The following is a 16,527-nucleotide window of genomic DNA, read 5'->3' on the forward strand; positions in this document are numbered from 1 at the left end:
GGTCCAGCGGCTGTGACCTGCCCTGACCTGAGTGCGCCGGCCCCACGTCCAACCATCCCCGAGGACGCCAGAGATGTCCTCAGCGCGGATGACATCTCCCGGGCGCTGCGGCGCATCGGTCACGAGATCCTCGAGCGCAACAAGGGCGCCGCCGACCTCGTCCTGCTCGGTATCCCCTCGCGCGGAGCTCCGCTCGCGAAGCGGCTGGCGGCGGCGATCGAGGCCGTCGAGGGAGTGGTGGTCCCGGTCGGGGAGCTCGACGTGACCCTGCACCGCGACGATCTGCGCCGTCAGCCCGTCCGAGCTGCCCACCGCTCGCGCATCCCCGAGTCCGGCATCGACGACAAGGTCGTCGTCCTCGTCGACGACGTGCTCTACTCGGGCCGGACCATCCGAGCGGCCCTCGATGCCCTCTCCGAGCTGGGCCGGCCGCGCGCCGTGCGGCTCGCCGTGCTCGTCGACCGCGGTCACCGCGAGCTGCCGATCCGGGCCGACCACGTCGGCAAGAACCTCCCGACGTCCCGCGACGAGCGGGTCCACGTCCGGGTCTCCGAGCTCGACGGCCTCGACGTCGTCCGGATCAGCGGGGGAGAGGGCCGATGACCAAGCACCTGCTCTCGTCGGCCGACCTCACCCGCGCCGAGGTCGAGGACATCCTGGCCACGGCCCACTCGATGCACGACCTCCAGCGGCGCGAGGTCAAGAAGGTGCCGACCCTGCGGGGTCGCACCGTGATCAACTTCTTCTTCGAGGACTCCACGCGGACCCGGTCCTCCTTCGAGATCGCCGGCAAGTGGATGTCCGCCGACACCATCAACCTGTCGGCCAAGGGATCGTCGACCTCCAAGGGCGAGAGCCTGCGGGACACGGCGATGACGGTCGATGCCATGGCCGTCGATGCGCTCGTCATCCGGCACAACGCCTCCGGCGCCTGCCACCAGGTCGCACAGTGGGTCCGGTGCTCGGTGATCAACGCCGGCGACGGCACCCACGAGCACCCGACGCAGGCGCTCCTCGACGCCCACACCCTGCGGACCCGTCTGGGTGACCTCGACGGCAAGCACATCGTCATCGTCGGAGACCTGACCCACTCCCGGGTCTTCCGCAGCAACGTCATCACGCTCAAGACCCTCGGCGCGAGGGTGACCGTCGTGGCGCCGCCGACCCTGATGCCGAGCGGGATCGCGGCATGGAGCGCGGCCGACGGCTTCGCGACGTCCTGGGACCTCGACGCCGTGCTCGACGGCGACGACCCGGTCGACGCGGTGATGATGCTGCGCGTCCAGCGCGAACGCATGAGTGGCGGCTACTTCCCCACCGCCCGGGAGTACACCGTCGGCTACGGTCTGACGAGGGAGCGGCTCGACCAGCTGGTGGCCCGCAACCCGGACGTGCTGATCCTGCACCCCGGCCCGATGAACCGCGGCCTCGAGATCGCCCCAGAGGCAGCCGACAGCCCACGATCCGTCGTGCTCGACCAGGTCTCGGCCGGGGTGGCCGTGCGGATGGCGGTCCTCTACCACCTGCTCGCCGGCAACGACGACGGTGCGCCCCCCAGCGGACCTGATCCCCATGTCGAGCTCGACGCCCCACCCGCCGACGGGACGCGACCGTCGGCGATGCAGCCCGAAGGAGTCTCCCGATGACCCGCCTGCTCGTCCGTGGAGCCCGCATCCTCGGTGGCGACCCGGCAGACCTGCTCGTCGAGGACGGCCTGATCCGCCAGGTCGGCGCGCTCGGTGCGGGTGCTGATGCCCCGAACGGGGCCGAGGTCATCGACGCCGACGGACTCGTCGCGCTGCCGGGCCTCGTGGACCTCCACGTCCACCTGCGCGAGCCCGGCCGCGAGGACGCCGAGACGATCGCCACGGGATCGGCTGCGGCAGCCGCCGGCGGGTTCACCGCGGTCTTCGCGATGGCCAACACCAGCCCGGTCACCGACACCGCCGAGGCCGCAGAGCGCGTGTTCGACCTCGGGAGGGCCAGTGGGCGCGTCGACGTCGTCCCGGTCGGCGCCGTGACCAAGGGCCTCGACGGGGCCGAGCTCGCGGAGCTCGGGCTCATGGCCAGGTCGCGCGCCCGGGTGCGGGTCTTCTCCGACGACGGCCGGTGCGTCCACGATGCCCGCCTGATGCGACGGGCCCTCGAGTACGTCAAGCCCTTCGGCGGAGTCATCTCCCAGCACGCGCAGGACCCCCGGCTCGCCGATGCGGCGGCGTGCTGCCACGAGGGGGAGGTCTCCGGTCGCCTCGGGCTGCCCGGCTGGCCGGCCGTCGCGGAGGAGTCCATCGTCGCCCGTGACGTCATGCTCGCCCGGCACACCGGCTCGCGCGTCCACGTCGCCCACGTCTCCACTGCCGGGACCGTCGAGGTGGTCCGCTGGGCCAAGGCTCAAGGGATCGCCGTCACTGCCGAGGTCACCCCCCATCACCTGGCTCTGACGACCGACCTGCTCGTCGGCTACGACCCGGTCTACAAGGTCAACCCGCCGCTTCGCCCCCAGGAGGACGTCGAGGCGCTGCGGGCCGGGCTGGCCGACGGCACCATCGACGCCGTCGCGACCGACCACGCACCGCACGCCCGTCACGACAAGGAGCACGCCTTCGTCGACGCGGCCTTCGGGATGTTGGGCCTCGAGACCGCCCTGGCCGTCATCAGCGACCTCATGGTCCGACCCGGCCTGCTCGACTGGGCGGACGTCGCCCGAGTCATGTCGACCACCCCCGCCCGGATCGGCGGGCTCACCGACCAGGGCCGAGCACTCGAGGTGGGTGCCCCTGCGAACGTCACGCTGATCGACCCGGATCGTCAGGTGACCGTCGATGCAGCGGCGAGCCTGAGCCGCTCCCGGAACAACCCGTGGCACGGGCGCACGCTCCGCGGCGCAGTCCACACGACCATCCTCCGCGGGAGGGTCACCCACAGCATCGAGTCGACCGTGATGGAGAGCGCATCGTGACCCTGAACCCCCCGACCCCCAGCGGGCTCGTCCGTGAGCCCGCCGTGCTCGTCCTGGAGGACGGTCGCAGCTTCCGGGGCCTGTCCTACGGAGCAGTGGGCGAGGCTCTGGGTGAGGCCGTCTTCTCGACCGGGATGACCGGCTACCAGGAGACCCTCACCGACCCGAGCTACCACCGGCAGGTCATCGTGATGACGGCCCCGCACATCGGCAACACCGGGGTGAACGACGACGACGGCGAGTCCCGACGGATCTGGGCGGCGGGCTTCGTCGTGCGCGACCCAGCCCTGCGATCCTCCAACTGGCGGGCTCGGCGCGACCTCGAGGACGAGCTGCGCGACCAGGGCATCGTCGGCATCTGCCACATCGACACCAGGGCCCTGACGCGGCACCTGCGCGAGCGCGGGTCGATGCGCGTCGGAGTCTTCAGCGGGGCTGCCGCCCAGCGACCCGAGAGCGAGCTTCTCGACGTCGTGACCGCGGCCCCCCGGATGGAGGGAGCGGCCCTGGCGCAGGAGGTCTCGACGACCGAGGCCTACGTCGTGCCGGCCCGGGGCGAGAAGCACTTCACTGTCGCTGCGCTCGACCTCGGCATCAAGGAGATGACGCCGCAGATGATGGCCGAACGCGGCATCGAGGTCCACGTCCTGCCCGCGACCTCCACCCTCGACGACGTCCTGGCGGTGGGCGAGCACGGCCCCGATGGAGTGTTCTTCTCCAACGGCCCCGGGGATCCAGCGACCGCGGAGCACGAGATCACGCTGCTCCGGGACGTCCTGAGCCGGCGCGTTCCCTTCTTCGGCATCTGCTTCGGCAACCAGCTGCTCGGCCGCGCCCTCGGGTTCGGCACCTACAAGCTGAAGTACGGTCACCGCGGCATCAACCAGCCGGTCATGGACCGGGCCACGGGCAAGGTCGAAGTCACCGCCCACAACCACGGCTTCGCCGTCGACGCCCCGCTCGACGCGGTCAGCGACACGCCCTTCGGTCGGGCGCGCGTCTCACACGTGTGCCTCAACGACGACGTCGTCGAGGGGCTCGAGTGCCTCGACGTGCCGGCGTACTCGGTGCAGTACCACCCCGAAGCAGCAGCAGGACCCCACGACGCGGCCTACCTCTTCGACCGGTTCATCGAGCTCATGCAGGCCCGGCGCACCCACCACCAGGACGAGAAGATCGAGGAAGTTCACTGATGCCCAAGCGCGACGACATCAAGAGCGTCCTCGTCATCGGCTCCGGGCCGATCGTCATCGGACAGGCGGTGGAGTTCGACTACTCCGGCACGCAGGCCTGTCGCGTGCTGCGCGAGGAGGGCATCCGTGTCGTCCTCGTCAACAGCAATCCGGCGACCATCATGACCGACCCGGAGTTCGCGGACGCCACCTACATCGAGCCGATCACCCCCGAGTTCGTTGAGGCGATCATCGCCAAGGAGCGCCCCGATGCCGTGCTGGCCACGCTCGGCGGCCAGACCGCCCTCAACTGCGCGATCGCCCTCCACGGCAACGGCGTCCTCGAGAAGTACAACTGCCCGTTGATCGGCGCGAACGTCGAGGCCATCCAGCTCGGGGAGGACCGGGAGAAGTTCAAGGGAGTGGTGGAGCGCTGTGGCGCCGAGTCCGCCCGCTCGATCATCTGCCACACCATGGAAGAGTGCCTCGCGGCCGCGGAGGACCTCCAGTACCCCGTCGTCGTCCGGCCCTCCTTCACGATGGGAGGCCTGGGGTCGGGCTTCGCCTACGACGAGCAGGACCTGCGCCGGATCGCCGGGGCCGGACTCCAGTACTCCCCGGTGACCGAGGTGCTCCTCGAGGAGTCGATCCTCGGCTGGAAGGAGTACGAGCTCGAGGTCATGCGGGACCACCGCGACAACGTCGTCGTCGTCTGCTCGATCGAGAACCTCGACCCGATGGGGGTCCACACCGGTGACTCGATCACCGTCGCGCCGGCCCTGACCCTGACGGATCGCGAGTACCAGCGCCTGCGCGACATCGGCATCGCGGTGATCCGCGAGGTCGGTGTGGACACCGGCGGCTGCAACATCCAGTTCGCGGTCAACCCGGAGGACGGCCGCGTCATCGTCATCGAGATGAACCCACGCGTCTCCCGGTCGAGTGCCCTCGCCTCCAAGGCAACCGGGTTCCCGATCGCGAAGATCGCCGCGAAGATGGCGATCGGCTACACCCTCGACGAGGTCCCCAACGACATCACCAAGGAGACGCCGGCGAGCTTCGAGCCGACGCTCGACTACGTCGTCGTCAAGGTGCCACGTTTCGCGTTCGAGAAGTTCCCGGCGGCCGACCCCACGCTCACGACGACGATGAAGTCGGTCGGCGAGGCGATGGCGATCGGGCGCAACTTCACCGAGGCCATGCAGAAGGCGCTGCGCTCCCTCGAGAAGAAGGACGCCACCTTCCACTGGAACGGCGAGATCACCCGGGCGGCTGCGAGTCGTCTGCTCGAGGCGGCCGCGGTCCCGACGGACGGTCGCATCGTCCAGGTCCAGCAGGCGCTGCGCGGCGGGTGCACCGTCGAGGAGGTGCACGAGGCCACCGGCATCGACCCATGGTTCCTCGACCAGATCCAGCTGCTCAACGAGGTCGCCGTCCTGCTGTCGGAGGCGCCCACACTCACGCCCGAGCTGCTGCGCCTCGTCAAACGGCACGGTTTCAGCGACGCGCAGGTCTCGGCCCTGCGCGGCATGCCCGAAGCAGTCGTCCGGGGCGTCCGTCACGCTCTCGGCGTCCGCCCGGTCTACAAGACCGTCGACACCTGCGCAGCCGAGTTCGCGGCGACGACGCCGTACCACTACTCGTCGTACGACGAGGAGACCGAGGTGGAGCGCCGGGAGAAGCCCGCGGTGATCATCCTCGGATCGGGCCCCAACCGCATCGGGCAGGGCGTGGAGTTCGACTACTCCTGCGTCCACGCCTCGTTCGCCCTGCGCGAAGCCGGCTACGACACCGTCATGGTCAACTGCAACCCCGAGACGGTGTCGACGGACTACGACACGAGCAGCCGTCTCTACTTCGAGCCGCTGACGCTCGAGGACGTCCTCGAGGTCATCCACGCCGAGGCCCAGGCGGGTCCCATCGCAGGCGTCATCGTCCAGCTCGGCGGTCAGACCCCGCTCGGGCTCGCCCAGGCGCTCGCCGACGAGGGCGTGCAGATCGTCGGGACCTCACCCGCGGCGATCCACCTCGCCGAGGACCGCGGAGCCTTCGGTCAGGTCCTCGCCCGGGCCGGTCTCATCGCCCCGAAGCACGGCACCGCCGTCAGCGCCGACGAGGCTCTCGAGGTCGCCCGGGAGATCGGCTATCCGGTCCTGGTGCGGCCGTCGTACGTTCTCGGCGGTCGCGGGATGGTCATCGTCTACGACGACGACTCGCTCGTCACGTACGTCGAGAAGGCCACCGAGGCCTCGCCCGACCACCCCATCCTCGTCGACCGGTTTCTCGACGACGCCATCGAGATCGACGTCGACGCGCTCTTCGACGGCGAGGACCTCTACCTCGGCGGGATCATGGAACACGTCGAGGAGGCCGGCATCCACTCGGGTGACAGCGCCTGCACGCTTCCGCCCGCCACCCTGGGCGACGCGGAGCTCGAGCGGGTCCGCGTGGCGACGCGCAAGCTCGCTGAGGGGATCGGGGTCCGGGGGCTGATGAACGTCCAGTTCGCTCTCGCCCAGGACATCCTGTACGTCATCGAGGCCAACCCGCGCGCCTCGCGCACGGTGCCCTTCGTGTCGAAGGCGACCGGCGTGGCCCTCGCGCGGGCGGCCTCCCGGGTCATGCTGGGCGCGACCATCCGGGAACTGCGCAGCGAAGGCCTCCTGCCGCCCACGGGTGACGGTGGACGGCTGCCCGACCACGCTCCGATCTCCTGCAAGGAGGCGGTGCTGCCGTTCAAGCGGTTCCGGACACCCGAGGGGCTCGCCGTCGACTCGATCCTCGGCCCCGAGATGCGCTCCACCGGCGAGGTCATGGGCATCGACCGCGACTTCGGCTCCGCCTTCTCCAAGGCCCAGCTGGCCATCGGTGGCGGGCTGCCGAGGTCCGGGTCGATCTTCGTGTCGGTCGCCAACCGCGACAAGCGGGCGATGCTCTTCCCGGTCAAGCGCCTCGTGGATCTCGGGTTCACGATCCTGGCGACGGCGGGCACCGCTGCCGTGCTCAAGCGCAACGGCATCGAGGCCACGCTGGTCCGGAAGCTGACCGAGCGGACCGGGGACCACGAGGGGGAGAAGTCGATCGTCGAGCTGATCGAGGACGGCACGGTCCAGATGGTCGTCAACACTCCGAGCGGGCAGGACGCCCGCGCGGACGGCTACGCGATCCGGGCCGCGACGACGAGCGCCGACCTTCCCATCATCACGACGATCGCCACGCTCGCTGCCGCGGTGCTGGCCATCGAGGCGCACCTCACCGAGGAGATTCGGGTCAAGTCGCTCCAGGAGCACGCCCGCGACCTCGACCTCCTCGGACGAGGGGCGAGGGCGGGATCGCCGCCCAGCGGAGCCGAGGAGGCGGAGAAGCCCGCAGTGGAGCTCTCGGTGTGACGGTGACGCCCGACAGCGAGGCGACCCAGGTCATCCGGAGGTCTCGGGTCACGCAGGAGAGGAGCGAGGTCATCGCGGCCCGGCGGGTCGGGTCCTTCCAGCACCTCACCCTCGTCGCACCAAGGGTGGCGGAGACGGCGGGCCCCGGGCAGCTCGTGGCCCTTGCCGTCGGGGACGCAGGGGCGGCACTGCCACTGCGCCGGCTCCTGCCCATCCACCAGGTCAGTCCGAGCGGGACCTACGGGGGCACCGTGGAGGTCGTCGTCCAGCTCCCCCTGCGGGCCGCCCAGGGCGCAGACCGGGGCTCCGAGTGGCTGGCCCGGCGGCGTCCGCACGACCACGTCGACGTCGTGGGCCCGCTCGGCAGGCGGTTCCCGCTGCCCGCGGCACCGCAGCACTGCATCCTCGTCGCAGAGGGGCCGTCCGGGGGAACGCTCCTCTGGCTGGCCGCCCTCCTGCGGGCCCGGGGCTGTCGCGTCGACATGGTCCTCGGCGGAGCGAGCGAGGACCAGCTTCTCGGTGTCATCGAAGCGCGCCGTCGGTGTGACGAGACGATCGTGACGACGTGCGACGGGTCGGCCGGTGTCCGGGGACGCCCCACCGACGTCCTGCCCGGGCTGCTCGACCGGAGCGCCGCCGCCGTCGTCTATGCGGCCGGCCCCGTGGACCTGCTCCGCGCGACTGCCGCAGCCGCGACACGCGCCGGCGCCGTCAGCATGATCGGCCTGCCCAGCCGACCCGGCTGCGGGATCGGCATCTGTCTCGACTGCGTCATGCCCGTGGTCGGCAATGACGGCCTGACCCGCGCGGTCCGCGTCTGCACGGAGGGCCCGGTCCTGCGAGGAGACCGTGTCCGGTGGGACCAGCTCGTCGACGGCCGGTGGCAGCTGCCCCCGGATGTCGTCGTGCCGGGGGCGCCCTGATGGCGGACCTCTCAGTCACCTTCGCCGGCCATCGGCTGCGCAACCCCGTCATGAGTGCCTCTGGCTGCGGCGGATGCGGTCCGGAGCTGCACCGCTTCTTCGACGTGTCCGGCCTTGGTGCGGTGGTGACGCCTTCGGTGACGGCGAGCCCGCGAGCGGGCGGGGGAGTGCCCCGACTCCTGGAGACGCCGGCCGGGCTCGTCTGGGACAGCGGGCTGCCGAACCCCGGCGTGGACGCGTTCGCCGCGCGGGACCTCGCGTGGCTGCGCTCGGTCGGCGCCACGGTCATCGCATCGGTCGCGGGAAGCACGAGCAGCGAGTACAGCGAGGTCGTCGAACGGCTCGGCGCGAGCGAGTCCTTCGACTGTGTCCTCGGCGTCGAGCTCAACCTCTCGGTGCCCAACGAGAGCACGGCCGGTCGGGCGTTCGACGAGGACGCGCTGGCAGCGGCCACGGTCGTGGGACGCGTCCGCGGGCAGCTGCCGCGCGACATCGCGGTGCTCGCCAAGATCGCCGTCGACGCCACTGACCTCGTTGCCGTCGCCGCGGCCTGCGTCGAGGCAGGGGCGGACGCGCTCACCATCGGGAACGGGGCGCGCGGGCTGGCGCTGGACGTCGGCCCGCCCCTCGGGGGCTCGGTCTGGGTGGCCGGGCGGGTATCCGGCCCGGCGACGCGGCCGCTCGCGCTCCTCGCCGTGAGACGGGTCCACGAGGTCATGCTGGCTCGTCGCCTCCGGACCGTGCCGATCATCGGCGTGGGCGGGGTGGGCTCTGCCCGGGACGCCCTGGAATTCCTCGTGGCCGGCGCCACCGCCGTGCAGGTGGGCAGCGCGACCTTCGGCGACCCGACCGCTCCCGCCCGGGTTCGGGACGAGCTGTCCCGGATGTGCGACTCCTGGGGTCACCCGACCCTGGCTGCTGCGCTCAGCCGGGCCGCCGGTGCCCCGCCCCCGTGACCGACGCCTGACCCCCACCTGTGACCCAGCCCCCGAACCCAGCCCCCCAACCCAGCCCCCCAACCCAGCCCCCCAACCCAGCCCCCCAACCCAGCCCCCCAACCCAGCCCCTGACCACGGCGCACCGTCGCCGGAGAGGAACCCATGACTGACACCTTCGGCACCAGGCTCGCCGCCGCCATGGACCGACACGGTCCACTCTGCGCAGGCATCGACCCGCACCGGTCGCTCGTCGAGTCGTGGGGCCTGAGCTACGACCTGGCCGGGCTGGAGCGGTTCTCGCTCACCTGCGTCGAGGCCTTCGCCGGCCGGGTTGCCGCGGTCAAGCCCCAGTCGGCCTTCTTCGAGGTCTTCGGCAGCAAGGGGGTGGCCGTTCTCGAGCGCGTGCTCGACGAGCTGCACGAGGCCGGGACCCTGACGATCCTCGACGTCAAGCGCGGCGACATCGGGACGACGATGGCGGCCTACGCCGAGGCCTTCCTCGGCAAGGACGGGTCGGCGCCGGTCGACGCCATCACGGCCAGCCCCTTCCTCGGCTACGACTCGCTGCGTCCCGCCATCGACCTGGCGGCCCAGACCGGGCGAGGCCTGTTCGTGCTGGCCCTCACCTCCAACCCGGAGGGGGCTGCAGTCCAGCACGCCGTGCACGCGGGCCGCAGCGTGGCCGCCTCGATCGTGGACGGGGCCACCGTCGACAACGCCGTGGCCCACGAGCGCGGTGAGCTCGGCAGCATCGGGTTGGTCATCGGGGCGACGGTCGGCTCCGCGGTGAGCGATCTCGGGCTCGACCTGCGTGCGGCTGCGTCTCCCGTGCTCGCCCCGGGCTTCGGTGCCCAGGGCGGCGACGTGGCCGCCCTCGAGGCGACCTTCGGACCGGCACGTCGGCAGGTCCTCGCCTCGTCGAGCCGCGACATCCTCGCGGCCGGACCCGACCCGTCGCGGCTCGTTGACGCCGCGACCCGGACCGCCGAGACGCTCGCCGCGTGGGCGGGCTGAGACCGGCTCCTTCCGGCCGCCCCGCGTTGCACCGGCGCCACCGGGCTCGCTAGGTTCGGCGCTGACCCTGTCAGCACGGTCGGCCTGTCCGATCGGTGCACCCTGTCGGTCCACATCAACCGGCACGCCCAGCGGCGTGCTCAGCGAGGAGACTTCACACCGTGGCCCTTCCACCGCTCACCCCCGAAGAGCGCGCCGCAGCCCTGCAGAAGGCTGCTGCCGCGCGCCGGGAGCGAGCTGCCGTCAAGAACCGCCTCAAGTACTCCAGTGCCTCGCTCGCCGAGGTCATCGAGGACGGCAAGGTCGATCCCGTCATCGGCAAGCTGAAGGTGACCGAGCTGCTCGAGTCCATGCCCGGGGTCGGCCGCGTCCGCGCCAAGGCGATCATGGCCGAGGTCGGGATCGCCGAGTCCCGACGCGTCCGCGGGCTCGGCGCCAACCAGATCGCCGCACTGCTGCGCCGGTTCGAGCGACCGTGACGGCAGCCTCCGGGACGGCACCCCGCGAGCCCGGACGGCTGACCGTCCTCGCCGGCCCGACCGCGGTCGGGAAGGGGACCATCGCTGCCTACGTGCGCACCCACTTCCCCGGGGTCTGGTTCTCGGTGTCGATGACGACCCGCAAGCCTCGCCCCGGCGAGGTCGACGGTGTGCACTACCACTTCGTGGACGACCTCGAGTTCGACCGCCTCGTCGCGGCGGGGGAGTTCCTCGAGCACGCCGTCGTGCACGGGGTTGCCAAGTACGGCACTCCGCGGGGCCCGGTCGAGCGAGCCATCCGGGAGGGCCGTGACGCCCTCCTCGAGATCGACCTCCAGGGCGCGCGTCAGGTGCGCGTGACCTGGCCCGATGCCCTCTTCGTCTTCCTCGCGCCGCCGAGCTGGGACGAGCTGGTCCGGCGCCTCGTCGGCCGGGGGACCGAGGAGGAGTCCGAGCGGCTCCGTCGACTGGACACCGCCCGGGCCGAGCTGGCCGCCCAGGCGGAGTTCGACAAGGTCATCGTCAACGACGATGTTCGGAGGGCGAGCGAAGAACTCGTATCATTGATGAGATCGGGACGCTCCGGACGGTGAGTCCCCTCGTTGCCGCACGCTTCGGCGCGGCGCCACGAGACCCTGCACGACCACGACCCCAACGAAACGAGATCACTGTGTCCGGTACCCAGGCTGCTCCCATCGGCATCACCAACCCGCCGATCGACGACCTCCTGACCGCCGCCGACTCGAAGTACGCCCTCGTCATCTACGCCGCCAAGCGCGCCCGCCAGATCAACGCGTACTACTCCCAGCTCCAGGAGGGCCTGCTCGACTACGTCGGCCCGCTCGTCGAGACCGAGGTGCACGAGAAGCCGCTGTCCATCTCCCTGCGTGAGATCAACGAGGGTCTCCTCACCTCCGAGCCGACCGAGGCCTGAGGCGCTCGGGCCGATGCGCGTCGTCCTCGGTGTGAGCGGCGGCATCGCCGCCTACAAGGCGTGTTCCCTGCTTCGGCTGTTCACCGAGAGCGGCCACGACGTCACCGTGGTGCCCACCGCGGCAGCGCTCCGCTTCGTCGGCGCCCCGACATGGGCCGCCCTCTCGGGCAAGCCGGTCAGCACCGACGTCTGGACGGACGTCCACGAGGTGCCGCACGTGCGGATCGGGCAGCACGCTGACGTGGTCGTCGTGGCACCGGCGACGGCGGACGTGGTCGCCAAGGCCGCGCACGGCCTCGCCGACGACCTGCTCACCAACACCCTCCTGACGGCACGCTGCCCCGTCGTGCTCGCGCCCGCGATGCACACCGAGATGTGGCTCCATCCCGCGACCCAGGCCAACGTCGCGACCCTGCGCGAGCGCGGGGTCACCGTCATCGACCCGGCCGAGGGTCGCCTCACCGGCACGGACACCGGTCCCGGCCGTCTCCCCGAGCCCGATGAGCTGTATGCCGCTGTGCTCGCCGTCGTCGGGGCCGGACCTGACGCTCCTCCCGTCCTCGCCGACGCAGCAGCGCGGGAGGGCACCAGAGGATCCACGACCCGCGCGGCGAGCTCAGCGGCATACGGCCGGTGGTCGGGGCGGAAGGTCGTGGTCGCCGCGGGCGGCACCCGGGAGCCCCTCGATCCCGTGCGCTTCCTCGGCAACCGGTCGTCCGGCAAGCAGGGCCTCGCGATCGCCCGCGCCGCCGCGGCGCGGGGCGCCGAGGTCACCCTGGTGGCGGCCAACGTCTCCCTTCCCGCGCCCGACGGAGTGAGAGTCGTCCCCGTCGGGACGACCCTCGAGCTCCAGCAGGCGGTCACGGACGCAGCGGGCGATGCCGACGTCGTCATCATGGCGGCAGCGCCGGCGGACTTCCGGCCGTCCACGACGAGCGCCAGCAAGATCAAGAAGGGCGAGGACGGCCAGGGCCTGCACCTCGAGCTCGTCGAGAACCCCGACATCGTCAAGGGCCTCGTCGTCGACCGGGCGCAGCGGGGCGCGTCCCGGCCGTGCATCGTCAGCTTCGCCGCCGAGACCGGTGACGCCGCCGGCTCGGTCCTCGACCACGCCCGGGCCAAGTTCGCCCGCAAGGGCAGCGACCTCCAGGTCACCAACGAGGTCGGCTTCGACAAGGCGTTCGGTCGGGACGACAACACCGTCCACATCCTCACGCGCGGCAGTGACGAGGTGCGCACGGTCGGGCCGGCGTCCAAGGATGTCGTCGCCGATGCCGTGCTGGACGCCGTCGAAACCCTTCTCTGAGCCGGGACTACACTCGCCGTCACCGCCCACCCATCAGCCAGGAGCCCACGTGTCCGCACGCCTCTTCACGTCCGAGTCCGTCACCGAAGGACACCCGGACAAGATCTGCGACCAGATCAGCGACTCGATCCTCGACGCGCTGCTCGCCGAGGACGCGCAGGCCCGGGTCGCCGTCGAGACGATGGTCACCACCGGGCTCGTCCACGTCGCCGGTGAGGTCTCCACGACGGGCTACGTCGAGATCCCGCGGATCGTGCGCGAGACCATCCTCGCGGTCGGCTACGACGGGTCGCAGAAGGGCTTCGACGGCCGCACCTGCGGTGTCTCCGTGTCGATCGGCGCGCAGTCGCCCGACATCGCGCAGGGCGTGGACACGGCCCACGAGACACGCCACGGCGGGGTCGACCCCATGGACAAGCAGGGCGCCGGCGACCAGGGGCTGATGTTCGGCTACGCGTGCGACGACACTCCTGAGCTCATGCCGCTGCCGATCTTCCTCGCGCACCGCCTCGCGGAGCGGCTCACCCAGGTGCGCAAGAGCAACGAGCTGGCCTATCTCCGACCGGACGGCAAGACGCAGGTGACGATCGCCTACGAGGGCGATCGTGCGGTGCGGCTCGACACCGTCGTCCTCTCGAGCCAGCACGCCCCGGACGTGTCCCTGGAGGGGATGCTCGAGCCGGACATCAAGGAGCACGTCATCGCGCCGGTCCTCGAGGAGCTGCATGCGGGCGGGAGCGACCTCGACGTCTCGGCCTACCGCGCCCTGATCAACCCCACCGGCCGCTTCGAGATCGGCGGCCCGATGGGTGACGCCGGACTCACCGGCCGCAAGATCATCGTCGACACCTACGGTGGGATGGCCCGCCATGGGGGCGGCGCCTTCTCCGGCAAGGACCCGAGCAAGGTCGACCGCTCCGGTGCCTATGCGATGCGCTGGGTCGCCAAGAACATCGTGGCCGCCGGGCTCGCGCGTCGGTGCGAGGTCCAGGTCGCCTACGCCATCGGCAAGGCGCAGCCCGTCGGCCTCTACGTCGAGACCTTCGGCACGGAGACGGTGCCGGTGGACCGGATCCAGGACGCCATCGGCGAGGTCTTCGACCTGCGTCCCGCGGCCATCGTCGACGCCCTCGACCTGCTCCGCCCCATCTACGCGCCGACGGCGGCCTACGGTCACTTCGGTCGGACCAAGGCGGACGGTGTGGACAACGCCTTCACCTGGGAGCGCACCGACCGGATCGAGGCCCTGCGGGCGGCTGTCTCCCGCTGACACTAGATTCGCCCTCGTGGGCGACGACAACTTCGCGACGAGCGAGCAGCGACCGGTCCCCGAGGGGCCGGTCGCTGGCGTTGTCGTGGACACCCCGCTCGCGCACCTCGACCGGCTCTTCGAGTACTCCGTCCCGGACGAGATGTCGGCGGACGCCGTGCCGGGGGCGAGGGTGCGGGTCCGGTTCGCCGGACGCGACCTCGAGGGGTTCGTCGTCGACCGACGTGCGGCGGCCGAGCACGAGGGGCGCCTCACGCCGCTGCGCAAGGTGGTCAGCCCCGAGCCGGTGCTGACGCCCGAGATCCACGCACTCTGCCGCGCCGTGGCCGACCGTTACGCGGGGACGTTGAGCGACGTCCTGCGCCTCGCGGTGCCCAAGCGCCACGCCGCTGCCGAGCGCAACCTGCCCACGTCGTCACCACCCGACGAGCCGAGCGAGTCCCCGCACGGCGGCGCGGCGGGCGCAGACCCCGGCGTCGGGCCGGGGGCCGAGGCTCGGACCGCCCCACCCCCGGGGCCCTGGACCGCCTACCCGGCTGGTCCGGCCTGGCTGCGACGGGTGGCCGGAGGCGAGGGGCCGGCCGCAGTCTGGACGGCACTGCCGAGCCAGCCGGCCGACGCCGACTGGCCGGAGGCCGTCGCGGTCGCGGTCGGCGCCGCGCTCGCCGGTGGACGGGGCGCGGTCGTCGTCGTGCCGGACCATCGTGACGTCGACCGCCTGGACGCGGCACTCACCCGACTGCTCGGGAGGGGCCTCCACGTGCGGCTGACGGCGGACCAGGGGCCGCAGGCGCGCTACACGGCCTGGCTCAAGGTGCTGCGCGGCCACGTCCGCGTGGCGATCGGCACGCGCGCCGCCGCGTTCGCCCCCGTGCACCGCCTCGGCCTCGTCGCGTGGTGGGACGACGGGGACGACCTGCTGGCGGAGCAGCGCGCTCCCTACCACCACACCGGGGTCGTGCTCACGCTCAGGGCGGAGCAGACCGGTGCGGCCCTGCTCTCCGGTGGCCTCGTGCGCAGCCTGCGGCTCCAGACCGAGGTCGAGGCAGGACGGCTCATCCCGGTGACGGCCGAGGCGGCCGTCGTCCGGGATGCCGCCCCGCGGGTCGTCATCGCGGGTGAGGGGCTCGACGACGAGCGCGACGGTCCAGCCGCGCGGGCCCATCTGCCCTCGGTGGCCTGGCGGGTCGCCAAGGATGCGCTGCGCGACGGTCCCGTCCTGCTGCAGGTGCCGCGGCGCGGCTACGTCCCAGCGCTCAGCTGCGGGGAGTGCCGGACACCGGTCAGGTGCCAGCGTTGCCAAGGACCGGTCGCGGTCGGCTCGTCGGGAAGCCCGCCGAGGTGCCGGTGGTGTGGGTCCGGCCTGGGCTCGTCGGGGTTCGAGTGCAGGTCGTGCGGCGCGCGCCGGCTGCGCGCCAGCGTGACCGGGGCGGGGCGGACGGCCGAGGAGATCGGCCGATCGTTCCCCGGTCCTCCGGTCCACACCTCCCGTGCCGGGCAGGTCCTGCCGGTCGTCAGCCACGAGCCCGCCCTCGTCGTCGCCACGCCGGGCGCTGAGCCGGTCGCCGAGGGCGGCTATGCCGCAGTGCTTCTCCTCGACGCCTGGGCGAGCCTCGATCTGCCGGTGCTCGATGCGCCGCTCGAGTCCCTGCGGCGATGGACCGCCGCGGCCTCGCTCGTCCAGCCGGGACGCACCGTGGTCCTGGCCGGCGTGCCGCAGGGTGTGAGCCTGCCGGCGATCGAGGCACTGGTCCGGTGGGACCCCGGGTGGCTGGCCGCTCGTGAGCTCGCCGAGCGCCGTGAGCTCGGCCTGCCGCCCGCCGTCCGGATGGCCCAGCTCGTCGGGAGCCGAGAAGCAGTTGCCGGCGCGCTGAGCCAGCTCGACCTGCCATCCGAGGCCCAGGTCCTCGGGCCGATGCCCCTGGACGTGGGGCGGCCCGCCAGGAGCCGCCCGCAGGCCGAGGCGTCCGAGGCGGTTGCGCCCAGCTGGCACGCCCTCGTCCGCGCGCCTCTGGAGTCGACCCCTGAGCTGACTCACGCCCTCGCCGCGCTCAAGGCGTTCCGGTCGGCACGCAAGGAGTCCGACGGCGTCACCGTCCGGGTCGATCCCCTGGACCAGTGGTAGTCGGTTGGCCACGGCTCG

At 71.9% G+C, this 16,527-nt stretch carries 14 protein-coding genes; all 14 read left to right on the top strand.

Annotated features, from left to right (window positions below; genetic code table 11):
• Nucleotides 1-12 precede the first annotated feature (12 nt).
• Entirely contained in the window at nucleotides 13-603 is a 591-nt protein-coding gene (gene pyrR / locus ABWV20_RS12270; protein WP_353355449.1) for a bifunctional pyr operon transcriptional regulator/uracil phosphoribosyltransferase PyrR, read from the top strand.
• Entirely contained in the window at nucleotides 600-1,646 is a 1,047-nt protein-coding gene (locus ABWV20_RS12275; protein WP_353355450.1) for an aspartate carbamoyltransferase catalytic subunit, read from the top strand. The genes pyrR and ABWV20_RS12275 overlap by 4 nt, the downstream gene beginning before the upstream one ends.
• Nucleotides 1,643-2,959: a dihydroorotase gene (locus tag ABWV20_RS12280; protein WP_353355451.1), complete on the top strand. Its 1,317-nt coding sequence runs from the start codon at nucleotides 1,643-1,645 to the stop codon at nucleotides 2,957-2,959. Before ABWV20_RS12275 ends, ABWV20_RS12280 begins: the two co-directional genes overlap by 4 nt.
• Entirely contained in the window at nucleotides 2,956-4,152 is a 1,197-nt protein-coding gene (gene carA / locus ABWV20_RS12285; RefSeq protein ID WP_353355452.1) for a glutamine-hydrolyzing carbamoyl-phosphate synthase small subunit, read from the top strand. Before ABWV20_RS12280 ends, carA begins: the two co-directional genes overlap by 4 nt.
• The gene (carB, locus tag ABWV20_RS12290; RefSeq protein WP_353355453.1) at nucleotides 4,152-7,520 is read left to right on the top strand and encodes a carbamoyl-phosphate synthase large subunit; all 3,369 of its coding nucleotides are present in this window, start codon (nucleotides 4,152-4,154) and stop codon (nucleotides 7,518-7,520) included. Before carA ends, carB begins: the two co-directional genes overlap by 1 nt.
• A 2-nt stretch (nucleotides 7,521-7,522) precedes the next feature.
• Nucleotides 7,523-8,443 (top strand): iron-sulfur cluster-binding protein, encoded by a 921-nt coding sequence (locus ABWV20_RS12295; protein WP_353355454.1) that lies wholly within the window; start codon nucleotides 7,523-7,525, stop codon nucleotides 8,441-8,443.
• On the top strand, nucleotides 8,443-9,399 hold the full coding sequence (locus tag ABWV20_RS12300; protein ID WP_353355455.1) for a beta/alpha barrel domain-containing protein: 957 nt from the start codon (nucleotides 8,443-8,445) through the stop codon (nucleotides 9,397-9,399). Before ABWV20_RS12295 ends, ABWV20_RS12300 begins: the two co-directional genes overlap by 1 nt.
• A gap of 144 nt (nucleotides 9,400-9,543) precedes the next feature.
• A complete protein-coding gene (gene pyrF / locus ABWV20_RS12305) occupies nucleotides 9,544-10,395 on the top strand; it encodes an orotidine-5'-phosphate decarboxylase (RefSeq protein ID WP_353355456.1) in 852 nt (283 codons plus the stop codon).
• 161 nt (nucleotides 10,396-10,556) lie between these two features.
• On the top strand, nucleotides 10,557-10,874 hold the full coding sequence (gene mihF / locus ABWV20_RS12310; RefSeq protein ID WP_353355457.1) for an integration host factor, actinobacterial type: 318 nt from the start codon (nucleotides 10,557-10,559) through the stop codon (nucleotides 10,872-10,874).
• The gene (gmk, locus tag ABWV20_RS12315; RefSeq protein ID WP_353355458.1) at nucleotides 10,871-11,467 is read left to right on the top strand and encodes a guanylate kinase; all 597 of its coding nucleotides are present in this window, start codon (nucleotides 10,871-10,873) and stop codon (nucleotides 11,465-11,467) included. The genes mihF and gmk overlap by 4 nt, the downstream gene beginning before the upstream one ends.
• Nucleotides 11,468-11,544: 77 nt before the next feature.
• Nucleotides 11,545-11,808 carry a DNA-directed RNA polymerase subunit omega gene (gene rpoZ / locus ABWV20_RS12320; protein ID WP_353355459.1) on the top strand — a complete coding sequence of 88 codons (264 nt, stop codon included), beginning with the start codon at nucleotides 11,545-11,547 and terminating at the stop codon, nucleotides 11,806-11,808.
• A gap of 13 nt (nucleotides 11,809-11,821) precedes the next feature.
• Complete coding sequence (locus ABWV20_RS12325) at nucleotides 11,822-13,114, top strand: bifunctional phosphopantothenoylcysteine decarboxylase/phosphopantothenate synthase (RefSeq protein WP_353355460.1); 1,293 nt, start codon at nucleotides 11,822-11,824, stop codon at nucleotides 13,112-13,114.
• Between the two features lie 49 nt (nucleotides 13,115-13,163).
• On the top strand, nucleotides 13,164-14,384 hold the full coding sequence (gene metK, locus ABWV20_RS12330; protein WP_353355461.1) for a methionine adenosyltransferase: 1,221 nt from the start codon (nucleotides 13,164-13,166) through the stop codon (nucleotides 14,382-14,384).
• A gap of 16 nt (nucleotides 14,385-14,400) precedes the next feature.
• A complete protein-coding gene (locus ABWV20_RS12335; RefSeq protein ID WP_353355462.1) occupies nucleotides 14,401-16,509 on the top strand; it encodes a primosomal protein N' in 2,109 nt (702 codons plus the stop codon).
• The last annotated feature ends 18 nt before the right edge of the window (nucleotides 16,510-16,527 follow it).

The sequence above is a fragment of the Intrasporangium sp. DVR genome (assembly GCF_040365325.1).
Taxonomy (GTDB): Bacteria; Actinomycetota; Actinomycetes; order Actinomycetales; family Dermatophilaceae; genus Intrasporangium.

Excerpts from the sequence above, each read along its gene's own strand:
- ABWV20_RS12275 (WP_353355450.1), top strand. The coding sequence starts at position 600 with ATGACCAAGCACCTGCTCTCGTCGGCCGACCTCACCCGCGCCGAGGTC.
- ABWV20_RS12280 (WP_353355451.1), top strand. The coding sequence starts at position 1,643 with ATGACCCGCCTGCTCGTCCGTGGAGCCCGCATCCTCGGTGGCGACCCG.
- carB (WP_353355453.1), top strand. The coding sequence starts at position 4,152 with ATGCCCAAGCGCGACGACATCAAGAGCGTCCTCGTCATCGGCTCCGGG.
- ABWV20_RS12300 (WP_353355455.1), top strand. The coding sequence starts at position 8,443 with ATGGCGGACCTCTCAGTCACCTTCGCCGGCCATCGGCTGCGCAACCCC.
- pyrF (WP_353355456.1), top strand. The coding sequence starts at position 9,544 with ATGACTGACACCTTCGGCACCAGGCTCGCCGCCGCCATGGACCGACAC.
- ABWV20_RS12325 (WP_353355460.1), top strand. The coding sequence starts at position 11,822 with ATGCGCGTCGTCCTCGGTGTGAGCGGCGGCATCGCCGCCTACAAGGCG.